We start from the raw sequence: 18,133 nt of genomic DNA on the forward strand, positions 1-18,133 counted from the left end.
AAGTACAGCACCGCCCGCGTCAGAATCTGACGCGGGCGGCGCCCGATTCGACACCCGCGACTACGTTTCCGCAGGTCGACTTCCGTTGGACGCGGAATCGGGCGCCCAAACAATTACCCGAGGAAGGCCTGATCCGAGAGCGTGGCCCCCTTGATCTTCACGAACTGCTCGAGCAGGTCGTGGACGGTGAGCTTCTTCTTCAGCTCGCCGTCGGCCTCGTAGACGATTCGGCCCTCGTGCATCATGATGAGGCGGTTGCCCAGGCGCAGGGCCTGTTCCATGTTGTGGGTGACCATGAGGGTGGTCAGCCCGCCCTCCTCGACGATGCGGTGGGTGAGATCGGTGACCAGTTCGGCACGCTGGGGATCGAGGGCGGCGGTGTGCTCGTCGAGAAGCATGATCTTCGGCTTCGTCATCGACGACATCAGCAGGCTGAGCGCCTGACGCTGGCCGCCGGAGAGGAGACCGACCTGCGCGGAGAGGCGGTTCTCCAGGCCCAGTTCCAACGTCTTCAGCTTGTCGGCGAAAAGCTCCCGGCGCTTGCCGTTCAGGGCGCGGCCGAGGCCGCGGGACTGCCCCCGCCGATAAGCCAGGGCCAGGTTTTCCTCGATGGTGAGGCTGGGCGCGGTGCCCGCCAGCGGGTCCTGGAAGACCCGGCCGACCTCGGCGGCACGCTTGTGCTCGGCGTTCCGGGTGACCTCGCGGCCGTCGATGAGCACTTCGCCCTCGTCGACGCCGAGACGCCCCGACACCACGTTGAGCAGCGTGGACTTGCCCGCACCGTTGGAGCCGATGATGGTGACGAAATCACCCTCGGCGAGCTCCAGGTCGAGGTTGATCAGCGCCTTGCGCTCGTTGACCGTGCCCGCGAAGAAGGTCTTGGAGATGTTCCTGACTGTCAGCATCATGCCGCCTTTCGGGCCGGAAGCTTCAGCCCCGCACGGAAACGCGGCACCAGCAGCGCCACGACCACCAGGACCGCGGAGACCAGCTTCATGTCATTCGGGTTCAGGCCGACGGTCAGCGCCAGGAAGATGATGAGGCGGTAGAGCACCGCGCCCAGCACCACCGCCAGGACCGCCACGAGCAGCCACCGCTGGCCGAGGATGGCCTGGCCCAGAATCACCGAGGCCAGGCCCACGACGATCAGGCCGATGCCCATCGAGATGTCGGCGAAACCCTGGTACTGGGCCACCAACGCCCCGCAGGCGCCGACCAGGCCGTTGGACAGGGCCAGGGTCAGGATCTTGGTGTTGTCGGTGGAAACGCCGAAGGAGGTGATCATCTGGCCGTTGTCGCCGGTCGCGCGGATCGCCAGGCCAAGGTCGGTGGTGAGGAACCACCACACGATGAGTGCCAGGATCAACAGGCCGGCCAGGAAGATCCCGACGCCGCCCCAGCCGCCGAGGAGTCCGGCGTCGCGCAGCGGGCTCATCAGCGTGTCCGCGCGCAACAGGGGGACATTCGCGCCGTCCATGATGCGCAGGTTGATCGACCACAGGCCGATCTGGGTGAGGATGCCGGCGAGCAGGCCGTCGATCTTCCCCTTGGTGTGGAGCAGACCGGTGATGACGCCGGCGAGGAAGCCGGCCACGAAGCCGGCGGCCGTGGCCAGCAGGGGGTGCCAACCAGCGAGGATGAGCATGGCGGCCGTGGCCGCGCCGGTGGTGAAGGAACCGTCGACGGTCAGGTCGGCGAAGTTGAGGACCCGGAAGGTGAGGTAGACGCCGAGCGCCATAACCCCGTAGAGAAGTCCGAGTTCCAGGGCGCCGATCATACGCGCTCGGCCTCGTCCAGGATCTCCTGCGGGATGGTCACGCCCTGGGCCTCGGCGGCCTCCTCGTTGACGACGTAGGTGAACTCGGTGGCGGTCTCCACGGGCATGGTGGCCGGGTCCTCGCCGTCACGCAGGATGCGCAGGGCCATCTCGCCGGTCTGGCGGCCCAGTTCCTTGTAGTCGATGCCGATGGTGGCGACGGCGCCGCCCTCCACGGTGCCGGCCTCGGCGGCGATGACCGGGATCTGCTTGTCCTCGGCGACCTGGACCAGGGAGGAGATGCCGGAGACGACCATGTTGTCGGTCGGGACGTAGAACGCGTCGACGTCGCCGATGGCCTCCGCGGCCTGCGGAATCTCGGTGACGTTGGTGACCGTCTGGGTCTTGACCTCGATGCCACGCTCCGCAGCGGCGGCCGTGACCTCGTCGACCTGGATCTGGGAGTTGATCTCGCCGGAGGCGTAGACGATGCCGATGGTCTTGGCCTCGGGGACGATCTGGGTCAGCAGGTCGAGCTGCTGCTCGAAGGGGGCGGCGTCGGAGGTGCCGGTGACGTTGCCGCCCGGAGCGTCCAGGGAGTCGACCAGGTCGGCCTCGACCGGGTCGGTGACTGCGGTGAACAGGACGGGGATGTCGGTGACGTTCTGGACGGTGGCCTGGGCCGCCGGGGTGGCCACGGCCAGGACCAGGTCCAGGTCGGAGGAGGAGAACTGCTGGGCGATGGTCAGCGCGGTCGGTTGCTCACCGTTGGCGTTCTGCTCGTCCCACTCGACGTCGACGCCGGCCTCCTCGAAGGCCTCCTTGAAGCCCTCGGTCGCGGAGTCGAGGGCAGGGTGCTGCACCAGCTGGTTGATGCCGATGGCGTAACTGTCTTCCGAGCCCCCGGCGGCGCCGCCGGAATCGGAATCGGAGTAGCTGTTTGAACAGGCGACGAGGGAGGTGGCGGCGACCACGGAGGCGGTGGCCACCTTCAGTGCCCGGGACAGCCCCGAGGACAGGCGCGGAAGAGACATGGAGTACTCACTTTCCAGTTGGTGTGCTCAGTCACGAATGGACGTTGTCTGGATTTTAGCTGTATTGGTCCTCATAATTCCAGGGGTCCAGACCGTTCAGACGGCCCGGAAAACGAGGACGACCAGCGGAGGTCGCCTCCGCCGGTCGATTACGGTGCCCGATTCCGCGCCTCACCCGAGGTTTCCGCAGGTCGGCTTCCCCCGGGTGCGGAATCGGGCACCGTCTACCGCTTCTTGACGCCCGGTCTAGAACAGGCCGGTCGGGTTCTCCGCGTAGGAGACGAGGAGGTTCTTGGTCTGCTGGTAGTGACCGAGCATCATCAGGTGGTTTTCGCGCCCGATGCCGGACTCCTTGTATCCGCCGAAGGCGGCGTGCGCCGGGTAGGTGTGGTACTGGTTCACCCACACGCGACCAGCCTGGATGGCGCGGCCGGCGCGGTAGCAGTTGTTGGCGCTGCGGGACCAGACGCCGGCGCCGAGGCCGTAGTCGGTGTCGTTGGCGATCGCGATGGCCTCGTCGAAGTCCTTGAAGGTGGCTACCGAGAGCACCGGGCCGAAGATCTCCTCCTGGAAGATCTTCATGTCGTTGGTGCCCTTGAAGACGGTCGGCTCAATGTAGAAGCCGTTGTCCAGCCCTTCGATCTTGTTGATGTTTCCGCCGGTGAGGGTTTCGGCACCCTCCTTCGGGCCGATCTCGAGGTAGGAGGAGATCTTGTCCATCTGCTCCTGGGAGGCCTGCGCGCCCATCATGGTGTCGGTGTCGAGCGGGTTGCCGGTCTTGATGGACTGGACGCGCTTGACGCCGAGTTCGAGGAATTCATCGGCGATGGACTCGTGGACCAGCGCGCGCGACGGGCAGGTGCAGACCTCGCCCTGGTTGAGGGCGAACATGGCGAAGCCCTCGACAGCCTTCTCGCGGAAGGCGTCGTCGGCGTCCATGATGTCCGGGAAGAAGATGGACGGGGATTTGCCGCCGAGCTCGAGGGTGACCGGGATGATCTTGTCGGCGGCGGCCTTGTTGATGATCTTGCCGACCGCGGTGGAGCCGGTGAAGGCGATCTTGCGGATACGGTTCGAGCCCGAGAGCGCGGCGCCGGCCTCCTCGCCGAGGCCGTTGACGATGTTGAGGACGCCGTCCGGAAGCAGGTCCTGAATCAGGGAGACGACGTAGAGCAGGGACACCGGGGTCTGTTCGGCGGGCTTGAGCACGATGGCGTTGCCCGCGGCCAGGGCCGGGGCGATCTTCCAGGTGGCCATGAGGATCGGGAAGTTCCAGGGGATGATCTGCCCGACGACGCCGAGCGGCTCGTTGAAGTGGTAGGCGACGGTGTCCTCGTCGATCTGGGAAAGACGCCCCTCCTGGGCGCGGATGGCCCCGGCGAAGTAACGGAAGTGGTCGATGGCCAGCGGAATGTCGGCGGCCAGGGTCTCGCGGACGGCCTTGCCGTTCTCCCAGGTCTCCGCCACGGCGATCTTCTCGAGGTTCTCCTCCATCCGATCCGCGATGCGGTGCAGGACGAGGGCGCGCTCGGCCGGGGAGGTCGCCCCCCAACCCGGCGCGGCCTTCTCGGCCGCATCGAGGGCGAGCTCGACGTCCTTCTCACCGGATCGGGCGACCTCGCAGAAGACCTCTCCGGTCACCGGCGTGATGTTCTCCATGTAGCGCCCGTCGACCGGCGGCACCCACTGGCCGCCGATGAAGTTGTCGTAACGCTTCTCGTAGTTCATTACTGCGCCGTCGGTACCCGGATTAGCATAGACAGTCATTATGAATGGTCTCCGTCACGTTAAGGGGATCAAGTGACCCCCACCCTATTCACGATGAGCGCCACATCACAAGGGTGCGTCGAAAAGATTCCCCCCATTGCCTATTGCGCGACCGGTATCGGAGGAGTTAACTTACCCTGTCCTTCTTCCGGTACAGAAAGCCGACCCTCATGGCACCGCGTTTCCTTACGCCTCTCACCACCGTGCTCCGCAGCGTGTCGCAGATCTTCCTCCTGCGCAACGCCCCCGCGGGCGCGCTGATCCTCCTGGCGCTCGCCGTGGTGGACGTGCGCTTCGCGGGGATGGTCCTGCTCGGCGCCGCCGTGGAATCCCTCACCGTCTACTACCTCGACACCGATCTGCGCCAGGAGATCCGCGACGGCCTGCGCGGCTACAATGGGGCGCTGATCGGCGCCGCCTGGGCCATCTTCATCGGCTACACGGGGCTCTCCGTCACCCTGACCGTGCTGTGCGCCCTGGCGACGATCGTCGTCTACGGCATCCTCCAGCGGATGTTCGCCTCGACCCGCCTGGCCGACGCCCTGCTCCCCGTGGCGACCGGCCCCTTCTGCATCGTCATCGGCGGCACGTGGACCGCGCTCGACTCCGTGGTCGTCACCCCGCCCGCCCCCTCCGGCCCCACCGTCGAGCTGGGCCTGCTCACCGACTTCCTGTCGACGTTCGCCGACGTGGTCCTCGCCTCCGGCGCCCTGTCCGGGCTGCTCATCATCGTCGCCCTGTTTGTCGCGGACTGGCGCGCCGGAGCCTTCGGCGTCTACGGCGCGGCCCTGGCGATGGCCGTCGGCGGCGCCCTGGGCCTGAGCTGGTCGCCGCTGTCCGGCAGCCTGCACGGCTACAGCGCGGTGCTCGTCGCCATCGCCCTGGGCGCCACCTTCTGGAACAACCGCTCGCTGCTGACCAGGTTCCTCGGGGTCAGCCTGGCCGTGGTGCTGACGCTGGCCGTCGAACCGCTGCTGATCCTGCTGCCGGGCCCGACCCTGACCTGGCCGTTCCTGATCTCCCTCTGGGCCGTCATGCTGCTGGGTCGTGGCGTCGACAAGCGCCGGGAGCTGCACGTCCCGGCGAAGATCGTCACCTACGAACCCGCCTAGGAACGCAGGACGCTCTCCATTTTCTTGCCGCGGCCGAGCTCGTCGACGAGCTTGTCCAGCCAGCGCATCCGCTGCATCAGGGGATCCTCGATCTCCTCGACACGCACGCCGCAGACCACGCCGGTGATCAGCGGGGCCGCCGGATTCATCGGGGCGGCGGCGAAGAAGGCCCGGAAAGACGTCCTGGTCTCGAGGTGCTCGTCGATCTCCGCGGCCGAGTAACCGGTGAGCCAGGTGGCCGCCTCATAGAGGTCCGCGACGGGGCGGCCCTTCTTCTCCACCTTGGTGACGTAGTGCGGCCACACCTCGGCGACGGGCATCGCCTTGAGCCGCTCCTGGTTCTTTTTCTGACGCTCGGTCAATTCAGCCATGACGTCAGGCTAGCCCGAATCAAATCAGGCGGCGGAACTTGTCATGTCCGGCACGCACCTTAGAGTAATGGGTACCCGAAGCCCGCCTGATCCGGGCTGGCCCACGTGCATGAAAGGCACCTGCCCCTGCCATGACCTCTGCCATGTCCGCCACGACGGTCACGCTCGGCGTGATCGGGGTGGCCCTGTCCATTCCGGCATTCCTCTATTTCCTCTACGCGGCGCTTAAACTCGTGCGCTTCGTTGCGGCGGGGAACTCGCTCAAGGGCCGTGTCGACCAACCGGCGCAACGCCTGTGGCGCGTGCTCGTCGAAGTCTTCGGACACACCAACTTCTGGAAGTCCCGCCCGCTGGCGTCGGTGGCGCACTGGTTGGTCATGGTCGGGTTCCTCGGCGGCATCGTTGTCTGGTTCGAGGCCTACATCCAGACCTTCAATCCCGCCGGCGGCTGGCCCATTCTCTCCGACTGGCTGGTCTACCACTTCATCGAGGAGCTGCTCGGTGTGGGCACCGTCCTCGGCATCACCGCGCTGGTCCTCATCCGCCTGAAGCACGGCTCCGCCCGGCGCGAGAGCCGTTTCCACAACTCGATCATGTCCAGCGCCTGGCTGGTCGAGGCGATCGTGTTCATCGAGGGACTGGGCATGCTCCTGGTCAAGGCCGGCAAGATCGCGACCTTCGGCAGCGGTTCGGCCTGGGCGGACTTCGTCTCCATCCGCCTCGCCGCGCTCCTGCCGGCGTCCCCGGTCCTGATCAGCGTCTTCGCCCTGATCAAGCTGCTCTCCGGCCTGGTCTTCCTGGTCGTGATCGCGATGCACCTCAACTGGGGCATCCTCTGGCATCGCTTCACGGCGTTCTTCAACATCTTCTTCCAGCGCAACCCGGACGGGACGAAGGCCCTCGGCCGGCTCAAGCCGATGACCGACCACGCCGGCGAGCACGTCACCCTCGACACCGTCGAAGACGACACCGTTCTCGGCGTCGGCACGCTCACCGACGCCTCCTGGAAGATGCTGCTCGACACGACCGCCTGCACGGAGTGCGGCCGCTGCCAGGATCTCTGCCCCGCCTGGAACACCGAGAAGCCGCTGAGCCCGAAAAAGTTCATCATGGACCTGCGTGACGCCGCGGTCGCCAACTCCGCCGTGCTGCTCGACCCCTCCACCGGGGAGGCCGAGAACTCCCACGCCGGCGTCGACGTCCTCCGCCTCGCCGGCCAGGGCGGCGTCATCTCGGACGACGTCCTGTGGTCCTGCACCAACTGCGGCGCCTGCGTCGACCAGTGCCCCGTCGACATCGAACACATCGACCACATCACCGACCTGCGCCGCTTCCAGGTTCTCACCGAATCCGACTTCCCCTCGGAGCTGCAGGGCATGTTCACCAACATCGAGACCAAGGGCAACCCCTGGGGCCGCAACAACTCCGAACGCGCCGGCTGGGTCGAGGAGGCCCGCCGCGACGGCATCGAGGTCCCCGTCTTCGGCGAGGACGTCGACGACTTCTCCGATTCCGAATACCTCTTCTGGGTCGGCTGCGCCGGCGCCTATGACGAGCACGGCAAGAAGACCACCCGCGCCGTCGTCGACCTCCTCCACACCGCCGGCGTCAAGTACACCGTGCTGGCCACCGGCGAAACCTGCACCGGTGACCCGGCACGCCGTGCCGGCAACGAGTTCCTCTTCCAGATGCAGGCCGCCCAGAACATCGAGACGCTCGACGACGTCTTCGACGGCGTCCCCCAGGGCCAGCGCAAGATCATCACCACCTGCCCCCACTGCTTCAACACCATCCGGAACGAATACCCCGACTTCGACGGCCATTACGACGTCTTCCACCACACCCAACTGCTCAACCGCCTCGTCCGCGACAAGTGGCTCACCCCGGTCCCCCGCACCGAAACCGACCGCAAGCCCATCACCTACCATGACCCCTGCTTCCTCGGTCGCCAGAACCAGGTCTACGACCCGCCGCGCGAACTCCTGGGGGTCACCGGCGTCAACCTCGTCGAAATGGACAAGTCCCACAACGAATCCTTCTGCTGCGGCGCCGGGGGCGCCCGCATGTTCATGGAGGAGAAGATCGGCCGCCGCGTCAACGAGGTCCGCACCGAGCAGGCCATCGACACCGGCGCCGAAGAAATCGCCACGGCCTGCCCCTTCTGCACCAACATGTTCACCGGCGGTGTGAAGTCACTGAGCCAGGACTCCTCCACGCCCGCCCCCGTGGTGCAGGACGTCGCCGTCCGTCTGCGCGAGAGCGTGCTTGTCGACGGCCTGCTCCCCGCCCCCCGCGAGAAGTCCTTCTACTCCGACGATCGCCGTTCCCTCACGATCACGCCGACACGCAAGCCCAAGGACCAGAGCCCGTCCGGCTCCACGGCGGCATCGGCTTCGCCTGTAGCACCGAGCACCCAGAGCGCACCCGCCGCACCAGCCGTCTCTTCCGCTCCCGCCGCGCCGAGCGCGCCAGCCGCACCGCCCGCACCCGCGACACCCGCCGCCCCTGCCGCACCGGGTGCACCCACCGCTCCGGCCGCCCCCACCGCGCCGAGCGCGCCAGCTGCTCCGGCCGCACCGCCCGCCCCCACCGCGCCGAGCGCGCCAGCTGCTCCGGCCGCACCGCCCGCCCCCACCGCGCTGAGCGCGCCGGCCGCACCGCCCACTCCCGCCGCTTCTGCCGCTCCCGCCGCCCCCACCGCGCCGAGCGCGCCAGCTGCTCCGGCCGCACCGCCCGCCCCCGCGGCTCCAGCCGCACCGCCCGCTCCGAGAGCTGCCGTGCCTGGCGCCCCAGGTTCATCTTCGGCTCCGAGCGCACCCTCCGCACCTGCTCCCGGTGTGCCCACACCCCCTGCGGCACCTGCGGCTCCGAGCGCACCCTCCGCACCTGCTCCCGGTGTGCCCACACCCCCTGCGGCACCTGCGGCTCCGAGCGCACCCTCCGCACCTGCTCCCGGTGTGCCCACGCCCCCTGCGGCACCTGCGGTTCCGGCAGCCCCTACCGCAGATGCCCCCGCGCCTCCGGCCGCACCATCCGTTCCGGCTTCGCCAACTGCGGCCTCGGCACCGGGTGCGCCAGCAGCGCCGGTCCCTCCCGCGCCACCCGTCCCTGGCGCACCCCAGGCCCCGAAGCCACCTGTGGCGGATACTGAGGAGTCGGATTCCTGAAGGGCCGAAGATTCTGATAGATAATCCCCCAACCCGGGCTTTTTCATAGTATTTTCTCACTTTCGCTAGACTTGAACGCCGTGAGAAGCCCGGACACACGTGTCGCAGAACGTCGGCCCCGTGAGGGCAGCACGCCTCGGAACGCCCTTTCCTACGCCGTACTTGTTTTCCTTGCGGGGTTCGGCGCGCTCCACACCCTCGCACTGATCGAGGGCTACCCGGATGATCTCCGGGAACCGTTCACGTACTGGTCGGAGACGCTTGGCCACGCCATCTTCCTGCCGATGGCGGCGGCGGGTTGGCACCTCGCCGGGGCCCAGCTCCCCCGCACCCCGCTAAGCCACCACGCCGGGAAGGTGGGTGCGCTCCTGGCCCTCGCCCTGTCGGCGATGGTGCAGCTGATCTGGCTGTTCACCCTGCACCCGGCACCCAGCTGGCTGCTTCCCCAGCCGCATAGTTTCAGCCTCGTCGGTTGGTACCACGCAGCCTTCACCTGCCTCGTCACCGCCCTCATTGGCCAACAAATCGGCGAGTACATAGCCAGCACGAGTCGCCCCTGCGTCGCTACCGACGTCCCGCCGGAGAAGCACCGGCTCAGGAGAACCGGCGTCGGCGTGGGCTGGGCAGGGCTGATGGGGATGTTCGTTGCGGTGCTGGCCGATCACCTTCCGCACCTGGCCGACCCGGGCAGTCAGGCAACCGTCGGGGCGGCGCTCCTCCTGGCCGCCGGACCGCTGCTGGCGGGCGCACTTCTCCGCCCGGTCAGGTCACCCGGTTGGCCGCAGAACCCCGGCGAGCCTAAGGGTACGATCAGCCCCATGACACATTCCTCTCACATTCGGCCCGAGGGCGCGCGCTCTCCGGGCCGCCGTGAGTCGTATGTCGTCAGCGTCGCCTTCGCTGTCACGGCGTTCATTCTGGGCTTCGTCGTCCTACTCGCGCTGGATTTGACCGTGGAGCCCACCTCCGGCGGGGCCCGGGTGTATTCCTTCTGGTCCACCATGCTCGGCTACTCCCTTTTCCTGCCGGCCACCCTGGCCAGCTGGCAACTCGCCCGCGCTCAATTTCCGCCGTCGAGCGCGGGTCGGCTCGTCGGGGTGCTCGTGGGGCTGTTGGCGGCGGCGGTGATGCTCTATTGCCAGGCGGTGTGGATTCTGGATCCTGATCCCCGTCCGAACTGGACCCTGGGGGCGCCGCACTCCTTTAATCTGCTCGGCTGGTACAACACGGTGTTCACGGTGGCGGTGTCCGGCATCGGCGGCTTCATCATCGGGGACCTGCTGACCCGCCTCAACTCCGGGCCGGGGGTGCGGGAAATGCCGAAGGAGCGTCGACAAGTGGCGCTGGCCGGCCTCACCCTGGGGACCGCCGGGTTGGTCGCCTTCGGCGTGACCGTGCTGCTCGATCACGTCGCGTACCTGGATCATTTCTCGAGCCAAGCGACGGTGATCACCACGCTCCTCGTCACCGGCATCATGATTCTGGTTCTGCGGCTGATGCGTCCGGACACCCGGAGTCTGCACACCGAGCCGTAGGGCAAAGAATCCGGGATTTCCCGGATGTCGCCGGGTTGCGTCGCGGACTAGGCTGGGGTTCATCATGAGCACTTCGTCTGGTCACCGTCGCAGCCCTGCCGTCCGTCTCAGCGACAACGAACGCAACTCCGCCATGGCGGCCCTGGGGCGCGCCTTTGCCGAGGGTCGGCTCACCATCGACGAGTATGACCAGCGCTGCACTGAGATCACCCGCGCCACCACCCGTTCCGATCTGGAGCCACTGTTCCTCGACATCCCACAGAACCCGGACGGATCGGGAACGGAGCTGGACGTCAGTTACTCGGCGCAGGAGATCGCGGCCGCGCACAAGTCCTCGCGCAACACCCGCCTGGGCATCATGAGCCTGACCGCGGTGGTGACGCTGGCGGCGGTGCCCGTCCTTCTCGCCAACGGTTTCCTAGCCGCGACGGCGCTCTACGCGGTCATCCCGGTGGTGTGGATTCTGCTCTACATCATGAAGGTGGGCCCGGCGCAGTGGCACATGCCCTCGCCGAAGCAGATCGAGAAGGAGCGGCTGCGCGAGATTCAGTCGGCCGACGCGATCCGCAACGCAGAGCGCAAGGCGGAGGAGCAGGCCCGTCAGGCGGAGCTGCGGGCGGAACGCCAGCGCCTGGCCGGCGAACTGACGAACGAGGCGATGGGTATCGCCAAGCGAACCATGGACAAATTCAAAAAGTAGCATCAGGTTCCTGCGCTTCGCGTGTGGCACTATATGTCCCATGAGCGAGCAGGAATACACGTCCGATTTCACCGGAATCGAAAACATCAGCATCGACGCGGTGCCGACTGCGCCCGCCCCTAAGCGGCGGGCGCGCCGCACCTTCGATCAGGCGGACAAGCTCAAGAACGTCTTCTACGACATCCGCGGCCCGCTGGCCCAGGAGGCCGAGAAGATGGAGGCCGACGGCCACACCATCCTCAAGCTGAACACCGGCAACCCGGCCGTCTTCGGCTTCGACGCCCCCGACGTCATCATGCGCGACATGATCGCGAACCTGCCGACCTCCCAGGGCTACTCCACCTCGAAGGGCATCCTCCCGGCCCGTCGCGCCGTGGTCACCCGCTACGAGCTCATCGACGGTTTCCCGGAGTTCGACGTCGAGGACGTCTACCTGGGCAACGGCGTCTCCGAGCTCATTTCCATGGCCACGCAGGCGCTGCTCAACGACGGCGACGAGGTCCTCGTCCCGGCGCCGGACTACCCGCTGTGGACCGCCTCGGTGACGCTGGCCGGCGGCCACCCGGTGCACTACCTCTGTGACGAGGAGGACGACTGGAACCCCTCCATCGAGGACATCCGTTCCAAGATCACCGAGAAAACCAAGGCGATCGTCGTCATCAACCCGAACAATCCGACGGGCGCGGTCTACCCGAAGAAGGTGCTCGAGGAGATCGCGCAGATCGCCCGCGAGCATGAGCTGCTGGTCTTCGCCGACGAGATCTACGACCGCATCCTCTACGACGACGCCGTCCACTGGTCCATGGCCCAGATCGCCCCGGATCTGCTGACCCTGACCTTCAACGGCCTGTCCAAGGCCTACCGCGTCGCCGGTTACCGGGCGGGCTGGGTCGTCATCACCGGGCCGAAGGAGCAGGCCCGCGGCTTCATCGAGGGCCTGGATCTGCTCGCCGGGACCCGCCTGTGCGCCAACGTCCCGGGGCAGCACGCCATCCAGGTCGCCCTCGGCGGCAAGCAGTCCATCTATGCGCTGACCGGCGAGGACGGCCGCCTGCTCAATCAGCGCAACATCGCCTTCGAGGGCCTCAACTCGATTCCGGGCGTGAGCGTCGTCAAGCCGATGGGCGCGCTGTACGCCTTCCCGAGGCTCGACCCCGACGTCTACGAGATCCACGACGACACCCAGCTCATGCTCGACCTGCTGCGCGCCGAGAAGATCCTCATGGTGCAGGGCTCCGGCTTCAACCTGGGCGACAACCAGCACTTCCGCGTCGTGACGCTGCCCTGGGCCTCGCAGCTGGAGAACGCCATCGAGCGCCTCGGCAACTTCCTGGCGTCCTACCGCCAGTAAGAGCCCGCTTATCGACGCGAGCCCGTCCCCGCTCACCAGCGGGGACGGGCTCGTCTCGGCCTCCCCTACTCCACGATCGTGCCGTCGGCCAGCGTGAAGTGCCCGGACCCGGCGACGTAGACGCCCAGGCCCAGCTGCCGGGCCAGGCTGCGGGCCTGCGCTTCGGCGGAGTCGGCGACCGCGTCGGCGAAACGGGAGTAGACGCAGGTCGAGCCGATGATGTAGCGGGTGGTGCCGTCCGCGCCGTCGACGACCGGCGGGTAGGCCGAGCGCATGGTCTCCAGCCACTCGACCAGCGCGGGGCCGGTGCCCTCGGTGGAGTCGAAGTCGCGGTCCTCGACCCACTCCGTGGTCAGGTCGTACCAGTGGAGGAACTCGGCGATGTCCCCGTGCGGGACCTCGGCCGGATCAAAGACAGTCAGAACGAAACTCACAGAGACCTTCCCAGTGCGCGAATGGACCAGCCGGCGGCCTGCCACGCATCCACGTCGAGGACGTTGCGTCCGTCGATGATGCGCTTGACGGCGACCAGCTGACCACAGCCTACCGGGTCCATCTCGCGGAACTGCGGCCACTCCGTCGCCAGAATCACCAGCTCCGCCCCGGCCAGGGCCTCGTCGAGGGAGTCGGCGTAGTCCAGCGTCGGAAAGACCCGGCGGGCGTTGCCCATCGCCTGCGGGTCGTAGACCGACACCGCGGCCCCGGCCAGGGAGAGCTGGCCGGCGATGTTGAGCGCCGGGGAATCACGCACGTCGTCGGAGTTGGCCTTGAACGCCGCGCCCAGGACGGTGACCCGGCGGCCCATGACCGAGCCGCCGAGATCCTCCTTGGCGAAGTGGACCATGCGGTCGCGCTGGCGCATGTTGATCGAATCGACCTCGCGCAGGAAGCTCAGCGCCTGGTCGGCGCCGAGTTCCCCGGCCCGGGCCATGAAGGCGCGGATGTCCTTGGGCAGGCAGCCGCCGCCGAAGCCGAGGCCGGCGCCGAGGAATTTGCGTCCGATGCGGTCGTCGTGGCCGATGGCGTCGGCAAGCCTGGTGACGTCGCCGCCGGAGGCCTCGCAGACCTCGGCGACGGCGTTGATGAAGCTGATCTTGGTGGCCAGGAAGGCGTTCGCCGCCACCTTGACCAGCTCCGCGGTGGCCAGGTCCATGACCAGGAAGGGGATGTCCTCGGCCAGCTGGGCGGCGTAGACCTCCCGCAGGATCGGCTCGGCGGCCGACCCGGCGCGCAGGCCGACGACGATGCGGTCGGGGTGGATGGTGTCCTCCACGCCGTGGGATTCGCGCAGGAACTCCGGGTTCCACACGATCTCCACGGTGGTGCCCGGGCCCGCCAGGGCGTCGACCCGTTCCTGGAGCTCCTCGGCGGTGCCCACCGGCACCGTCGACTTGCCGACGATGAGGTGCTCGCCCTCGAGCAGCGGAACGAGCGTGTCGACGGCCGCGTGGACGTACTTCAGGTCCGCCGCGTAGGAGCCGCGCTCCTGCGGGGTGCCGACGCCGATGAAGTGGACGTGCGCGCCCGCTGCGTCGGCGTAGTCGGTGGAGAAGCTCAGCCGCCCGGTGTCCAGGTTGCGGCGCAGAATCTCCGGCAGCCCGGGCTCGTGGAACGGCACGACGCCGTCGGCGAGCTGGTTGATCTTGTTCTCATCCACATCCACGCCGACGACTTCATGGCCCAGTTCGGCCATGCAGGCGGCGTGCGTCGCACCGAGGTACCCGGTGCCGATCACCGACATTTTCATGTCGCCAAGGGTAGCCCGCCCGCGCCGACCCCGCTCGGGATGTGGATAACCCCCTGTATCCGCAGGCTTGCCGACGCGCACTTGCGTCCTCCTCCCCCTCGCCTTGCTCAACGGGTGAGAAACTCCGCTGCGATCTCCGGGGAGGTGAGCACCGGGAAATCCAGCAGCCCGGCGGCCCCGGCCATGGAGGCCTGGGCCAGCACGATCACGTCCGCCTCCGGCGTGAGGGAACGGGCGGTCTCGGCGATCCGTTCCAGGTAGTCCCCCGATCCCCAGGCACCCTCGGCGAGGCGGACGACCATGTCCCCGACGCCCTCCTCGCGCAGCAACCTCGTGGTCGGCTCGATCGTCGACTCCAGCGCGACGACGACACCCACGCGTCCGCCCAGCTCGGCGGCCCTGCGGGCCATCGGGCGGTCGATGCGGATCACGCCGGGGGTGCGTTCGGCGACGTCGCCGATCGTGGAGCAGGACACCACGACCGGTCCGTCGGTCTGCTCCTGCAGCTGCGCGAGGCGCGCCGCGACCCGCCCGGCGACGGCGTCTGGGCCGGACGAGCGGGCGTCGACAAGCAGGGACTCGTCGACGAGATGGACGCTGCCGGGAAGCAGCCGCTCCATCGTCTCGGCCACGGCGGGCGCGGTGTGCAGGAAGGCGGGCATCAGAGCGAGTCGCCGAAGTCCTCGCGGAACTTGGCGAGCAGCTGCTGCGGCCAGTCGGAGGTCGGGCGCATGCGGCCGTAGAAGAAGCGCAGAATCTCCGGCTCCTCCTCCCACTCCAGGCCGCCGATGAGCCCACGGTTCTCGTGCAGCCAGGTCACCCGGTCGATGAGGTAGTTGACCTGGGAGAGGGTGAACACGCGGCGCGGCATCGCCAGGCGCACCAGCTCCATGTTGGCCAGCGGCTCGACGCCGTCGGCGTCGCGCTCCTCGGACATCGTGCCGCGCTCCATGCCGCGCACCCCGGAGGTCAGGTACAGCGCGGCGTTCAGGGCGCCGGCCGGGTACTCGCGCTGGTCGAGGTGGGAGACGAAGTCCATCGCGTTGAGGTGCGCACCCAGGCCACCCGCCGGCTTGACGACGGGAACGCCCCGCTTATCCAGCTCGGCCACGGTGTACTCGATGAACTGCGGACCGTGGGAGATCATGTCGTAGTCCATCGTCTCCTCCAGGCCGACGGTGATCGCCTCCATCTCGCGGACGGACATGCCGCCGTAGGTGAGGAAGCCCTCGAACATCGGGACCAGGCCCCGCATGCGCTTGTACATCTCCTCCTCACGGATGAGGATGCCGCCGCCGCGGGCGAAGCCGAGCTTGCGGGCGGAGAAGTAGAAGATGTCGCAGGCGTCGGCGACGGCCAGGGCGATCTCCCGGATCGTCATGTCGCGGCACTGCTCCTCGCGCTCCTTCATGAAGTACAGGTTGTCCTGCAGCAGGGAGGCGTCCAGCACCAGCGGGACGTCGAACTCCTTGGCCAGGGCGTGCACGTCGCGCAGGTTCTGCAGGGAGAAGGGCTGGCCGCCGATGAGGTTGGTGCCGGCCTCCATGCGCACCAGCGGGACGTTGACGCCCGACTCCAGCAGCGCGCGCAGCTGCCCCAGGTCCATGTTGCCCTTGAAGGGGTGCAGGGCGGTGACGTCAATGCCCTGCGGGTAGAGGTACTCCTCCACGGAGCCGCCGTTGGCCACGATGTGGGCCTTGGTGGTGGTGAAGTGGTAGTTCATCGGGACGACGTCGCCGTCGTCGACCAGCGTGGAGAAGATGATGTTCTCGCAGGCGCGGCCCTGGTGCGCCGGCAGGAAGTAGTCCATGCCGAAGAGCTCGGTGACCTTGTCCTTCAGGCGGGTGTAGGTGGCGGAGCCAGCGTAGGCGTCGTCGGCGTTCATCATGGCCGCCTGCTGCTCCTGGCTCATGGCGTTGACGCCGGAGTCGGTGAGCATGTCGAGGAAGACGTCGCGGTTCTGCAGCAGGAAGGTGTTGAAGCCGGCGGCCTCGATGGCGCCCAGGCGCTCCTCGACCGGCAGCAGGTTCAGCTTCTGGATGATGCGGACTTTGTGCATTTCCAGCGGGTACTGCTGGTCGCCGTAGAACTTGACGTTCGCCACGAAGGGACTCCTCGTATATTTCGATGCCCTGGTGAAGGGCTGTTTTCAGGTCCCGTACAGACTACCGGAAGTTCAGATACGCCTTCGAAGGGGTCGGGCCCCGCTGTCCCTTGTACTTGGAGCCGAGCTTGCCGGAGCCGTAGGGGACCTCCGCGGCCGAGGACATCTGGAAGATGGCCAGCTGGCCGATCTTCATGTCCGGCCACAGCGTGATCGGCAGGTTGGCGACGTTGGACAGCTCCAGGGTGATGGTGCCCTCGAAGCCGGGATCGATGAAGCCAGCGGTGGAGTGGGTCAGCAGCCCGAGGCGGCCCAGCGAGGACTTGCCCTCGAGGCGGCCGGCGAGGTCGTCCGGCAGGGAGAAGGCCTCCAGCGTCGAGGCGAGGACGAACTCGCCCGGGTGCAGGACGAAGGCGTCCCCCTCCGGGACCTCGACCGGCGTGGTCAGGTCGTCCATCTCCAGCTTCGGATCGATGTGCGTGTACTTCGAGTTGTTGAAGACCCGGAAGTACTTGTCCAGGCGGACGTCGATGCTCGACGGCTGCACCAGGGCGGGATCGAAGGGCTCGATGCCGAGGCGGCCGGAGTCGATACTGGCGCGGATGTCACGATCTGAGAGAAGCACGTCCCCCACCCTAACCGGTGTCGTTTCGGGCCGGGCCCGGGCGGTGTGTAAAGTAGCCCATATTGCCGGTGTAGTTTAGTGGTAGAACATCAGCTTCCCAAGCTGAGAGTGCGGGTTCGATTCCCGTCACCGGCTCCACGGCCCGTCGACGCCGCCACTCCGCCCCGGAGCTGGCGGCGTCACTGTTTTCCCTGATCGGAGACCCAATGGCAGGCGGCTCGAACAAGATGATCGGCGACTTTTCCGCCAAGCCCGCCACGGACGCCTACGCCCGGGAGATCGACGGGTACGTCCGCTCCCTGGGACCGGTGACCCGTCAGCGGCGAGCCCAGGTCAGCTACCGGGTGAAGCGGAAGTTCCTCTGGCTATGGGTCTACGAGCAGACCGCCGACGGCACCCTCTTTCTCAGCGTGCTCCTGGATCACGAGCACCCGGTTCCCGGCGTCCAGGCGATTACGCGGAGCAGTCCGAACCGCTGGTCCCACAGCGTGGTGCTCAGGTCCCCCGAGGCGGCCGCCAGCGGGTGGCTCCGGGAGCTGATCGGGGCCGGGTACGAGTTCGCCACATGACCTGTGCTCGGCGGCCGCCGCGGGCCTAGGATCGGGGGCATGGACAAGAACCGCGTCATCGCGTTCCTCAACTCGGAATCCTTCAACGCAGCCAAGGGGTCGGTGGTGGCCACCCTCGTCGGGGTGGGCCTGTACCGGGCGCTCAAGGGCAGGAGCCGCTTCACCCCGGCGATCGTGGCCCTCGGTTCCTCCGCCGCGGGCACGGCCGCCGCCAACCTCTGCCTGGTCAACCCGTTCTTCGGTCTCCCGATCGTCGTGGACAAAGCCCGCGCCAGGCTCTAGAGCCCGCTCCAGA

17 protein-coding genes and 1 tRNA gene are annotated in these 18,133 nt (G+C 67.6%); 8 read left to right on the top strand and 10 right to left on the bottom strand.

The features are described 5' to 3' along the window. Positions 1–113: 113 nt before the first annotated feature. The 4 genes from CGUA_RS12200 to exaC form a co-directional block, all read right to left on the bottom strand. Positions 114–905 (bottom strand): ABC transporter ATP-binding protein, encoded by a 792-nt coding sequence (locus tag CGUA_RS12200; RefSeq protein WP_290198390.1) that lies wholly within the window; start codon positions 903–905, stop codon positions 114–116. Beyond that, on the bottom strand, positions 905–1,777 hold the full coding sequence (locus CGUA_RS12205; protein WP_290196075.1) for an ABC transporter permease: 873 nt from the start codon (positions 1,775–1,777) through the stop codon (positions 905–907). Before CGUA_RS12205 ends, CGUA_RS12200 begins: the two co-directional genes overlap by 1 nt. Next, positions 1,774–2,790, bottom strand: a complete 1,017-nt coding sequence (locus CGUA_RS12210; RefSeq protein WP_290196078.1) for an ABC transporter substrate-binding protein — start codon at positions 2,788–2,790, stop codon at positions 1,774–1,776. Before CGUA_RS12210 ends, CGUA_RS12205 begins: the two co-directional genes overlap by 4 nt. Positions 2,791–3,036: 246 nt before the next feature. Beyond that, positions 3,037–4,557: an acetaldehyde dehydrogenase ExaC gene (gene exaC, locus CGUA_RS12215; protein ID WP_290196080.1), complete on the bottom strand. Its 1,521-nt coding sequence runs from the start codon at positions 4,555–4,557 to the stop codon at positions 3,037–3,039. A 170-nt stretch (positions 4,558–4,727) separates the two neighbouring features. Here exaC and CGUA_RS12220 point away from each other — a divergent pair, with 170 nt between their 5' ends. Further along, a complete protein-coding gene (locus tag CGUA_RS12220; RefSeq protein WP_290196083.1) occupies positions 4,728–5,669 on the top strand; it encodes an urea transporter in 942 nt (313 codons plus the stop codon). Here CGUA_RS12220 and CGUA_RS12225 read toward each other — a convergent pair. Beyond that, positions 5,666–6,040 (bottom strand): DUF2200 family protein, encoded by a 375-nt coding sequence (locus CGUA_RS12225; RefSeq protein ID WP_290196085.1) that lies wholly within the window; start codon positions 6,038–6,040, stop codon positions 5,666–5,668. The two genes, CGUA_RS12220 and CGUA_RS12225, sit on opposite strands and share 4 nt — an antisense overlap. A gap of 131 nt (positions 6,041–6,171) precedes the next feature. Here CGUA_RS12225 and CGUA_RS12230 point away from each other — a divergent pair, with 131 nt between their 5' ends. The 4 genes from CGUA_RS12230 (at position 6,172) to CGUA_RS12245 (ending at position 12,793) form a co-directional block, all read left to right on the top strand. Continuing rightward, positions 6,172–9,207, top strand: a complete 3,036-nt coding sequence (locus CGUA_RS12230; protein WP_290196088.1) for a (Fe-S)-binding protein — start codon at positions 6,172–6,174, stop codon at positions 9,205–9,207. An 80-nt stretch (positions 9,208–9,287) separates the two neighbouring features. Further along, positions 9,288–10,742, top strand: coding sequence for a hypothetical protein (locus CGUA_RS12235; protein ID WP_290196090.1), 1,455 nt, complete (start codon positions 9,288–9,290; stop codon positions 10,740–10,742). A gap of 64 nt (positions 10,743–10,806) precedes the next feature. Further along, positions 10,807–11,442 (top strand): DUF1707 SHOCT-like domain-containing protein, encoded by a 636-nt coding sequence (locus CGUA_RS12240; protein WP_290196092.1) that lies wholly within the window; start codon positions 10,807–10,809, stop codon positions 11,440–11,442. A gap of 40 nt (positions 11,443–11,482) precedes the next feature. Continuing rightward, entirely contained in the window at positions 11,483–12,793 is a 1,311-nt protein-coding gene (locus tag CGUA_RS12245) for a pyridoxal phosphate-dependent aminotransferase (protein WP_290196093.1), read from the top strand. Positions 12,794–12,858: 65 nt separating this feature from the next. On the opposite strand, the gene CGUA_RS12250 is transcribed toward CGUA_RS12245, so the two are convergent. The 5 genes from CGUA_RS12250 to dcd all read right to left on the bottom strand — a co-directional run bounded on the left by CGUA_RS12250 (position 12,859) and on the right by dcd (position 17,269). Beyond that, a complete protein-coding gene (locus CGUA_RS12250; RefSeq protein WP_290196096.1) occupies positions 12,859–13,227 on the bottom strand; it encodes a hypothetical protein in 369 nt (122 codons plus the stop codon). Then, positions 13,224–14,534, bottom strand: coding sequence for a UDP-glucose dehydrogenase family protein (locus tag CGUA_RS12255; RefSeq protein ID WP_290198391.1), 1,311 nt, complete (start codon positions 14,532–14,534; stop codon positions 13,224–13,226). Before CGUA_RS12255 ends, CGUA_RS12250 begins: the two co-directional genes overlap by 4 nt. A gap of 113 nt (positions 14,535–14,647) precedes the next feature. Further along, positions 14,648–15,202 (bottom strand): hypothetical protein, encoded by a 555-nt coding sequence (locus CGUA_RS12260; protein WP_290196098.1) that lies wholly within the window; start codon positions 15,200–15,202, stop codon positions 14,648–14,650. Then, the gene (locus tag CGUA_RS12265; protein ID WP_290196100.1) at positions 15,202–16,644 is read right to left on the bottom strand and encodes a tryptophanase; all 1,443 of its coding nucleotides are present in this window, start codon (positions 16,642–16,644) and stop codon (positions 15,202–15,204) included. Before CGUA_RS12265 ends, CGUA_RS12260 begins: the two co-directional genes overlap by 1 nt. A 61-nt stretch (positions 16,645–16,705) precedes the next feature. Then, complete coding sequence (gene dcd / locus CGUA_RS12270; RefSeq protein WP_290196103.1) at positions 16,706–17,269, bottom strand: dCTP deaminase; 564 nt, start codon at positions 17,267–17,269, stop codon at positions 16,706–16,708. A gap of 64 nt (positions 17,270–17,333) precedes the next feature. Between dcd and CGUA_RS12275 the strand changes: the two genes are divergently transcribed. The 3 genes from CGUA_RS12275 (at position 17,334) to CGUA_RS12285 (ending at position 18,120) form a co-directional block, all read left to right on the top strand. Further along, a tRNA-Gly gene (locus CGUA_RS12275) sits at positions 17,334–17,407 on the top strand. Between the two features lie 68 nt (positions 17,408–17,475). After that, complete coding sequence (locus CGUA_RS12280; RefSeq protein WP_290196105.1) at positions 17,476–17,838, top strand: DUF5655 domain-containing protein; 363 nt, start codon at positions 17,476–17,478, stop codon at positions 17,836–17,838. A 39-nt stretch (positions 17,839–17,877) separates the two neighbouring features. Continuing rightward, a complete protein-coding gene (locus tag CGUA_RS12285; RefSeq protein ID WP_290196107.1) occupies positions 17,878–18,120 on the top strand; it encodes a hypothetical protein in 243 nt (80 codons plus the stop codon). Positions 18,121–18,133 lie beyond the last annotated feature (13 nt).

Source organism: Corynebacterium guangdongense (genome assembly GCF_030408915.1).
GTDB classification, from domain to species: Bacteria; Actinomycetota; Actinomycetes; order Mycobacteriales; family Mycobacteriaceae; genus Corynebacterium; species Corynebacterium guangdongense.

Excerpts from the sequence above, each read along its gene's own strand:
- CGUA_RS12210 (WP_290196078.1), bottom strand. The coding sequence starts at position 2,790 with ATGTCTCTTCCGCGCCTGTCCTCGGGGCTGTCCCGGGCACTGAAGGTG.
- CGUA_RS12280 (WP_290196105.1), top strand. The coding sequence starts at position 17,476 with ATGGCAGGCGGCTCGAACAAGATGATCGGCGACTTTTCCGCCAAGCCC.
- CGUA_RS12285 (WP_290196107.1), top strand. The coding sequence starts at position 17,878 with ATGGACAAGAACCGCGTCATCGCGTTCCTCAACTCGGAATCCTTCAAC.
- CGUA_RS12225 (WP_290196085.1), bottom strand. The coding sequence starts at position 6,040 with ATGGCTGAATTGACCGAGCGTCAGAAAAAGAACCAGGAGCGGCTCAAG.
- CGUA_RS12260 (WP_290196098.1), bottom strand. The coding sequence starts at position 15,202 with ATGCCCGCCTTCCTGCACACCGCGCCCGCCGTGGCCGAGACGATGGAG.
- CGUA_RS12255 (WP_290198391.1), bottom strand. The coding sequence starts at position 14,534 with ATGTCGGTGATCGGCACCGGGTACCTCGGTGCGACGCACGCCGCCTGC.
- CGUA_RS12220 (WP_290196083.1), top strand. The coding sequence starts at position 4,728 with ATGGCACCGCGTTTCCTTACGCCTCTCACCACCGTGCTCCGCAGCGTG.
- CGUA_RS12230 (WP_290196088.1), top strand. The coding sequence starts at position 6,172 with ATGACCTCTGCCATGTCCGCCACGACGGTCACGCTCGGCGTGATCGGG.
- CGUA_RS12205 (WP_290196075.1), bottom strand. The coding sequence starts at position 1,777 with ATGATCGGCGCCCTGGAACTCGGACTTCTCTACGGGGTTATGGCGCTC.
- CGUA_RS12240 (WP_290196092.1), top strand. The coding sequence starts at position 10,807 with ATGAGCACTTCGTCTGGTCACCGTCGCAGCCCTGCCGTCCGTCTCAGC.
- CGUA_RS12200 (WP_290198390.1), bottom strand. The coding sequence starts at position 905 with ATGCTGACAGTCAGGAACATCTCCAAGACCTTCTTCGCGGGCACGGTC.
- CGUA_RS12245 (WP_290196093.1), top strand. The coding sequence starts at position 11,483 with ATGAGCGAGCAGGAATACACGTCCGATTTCACCGGAATCGAAAACATC.
- exaC (WP_290196080.1), bottom strand. The coding sequence starts at position 4,557 with ATGACTGTCTATGCTAATCCGGGTACCGACGGCGCAGTAATGAACTAC.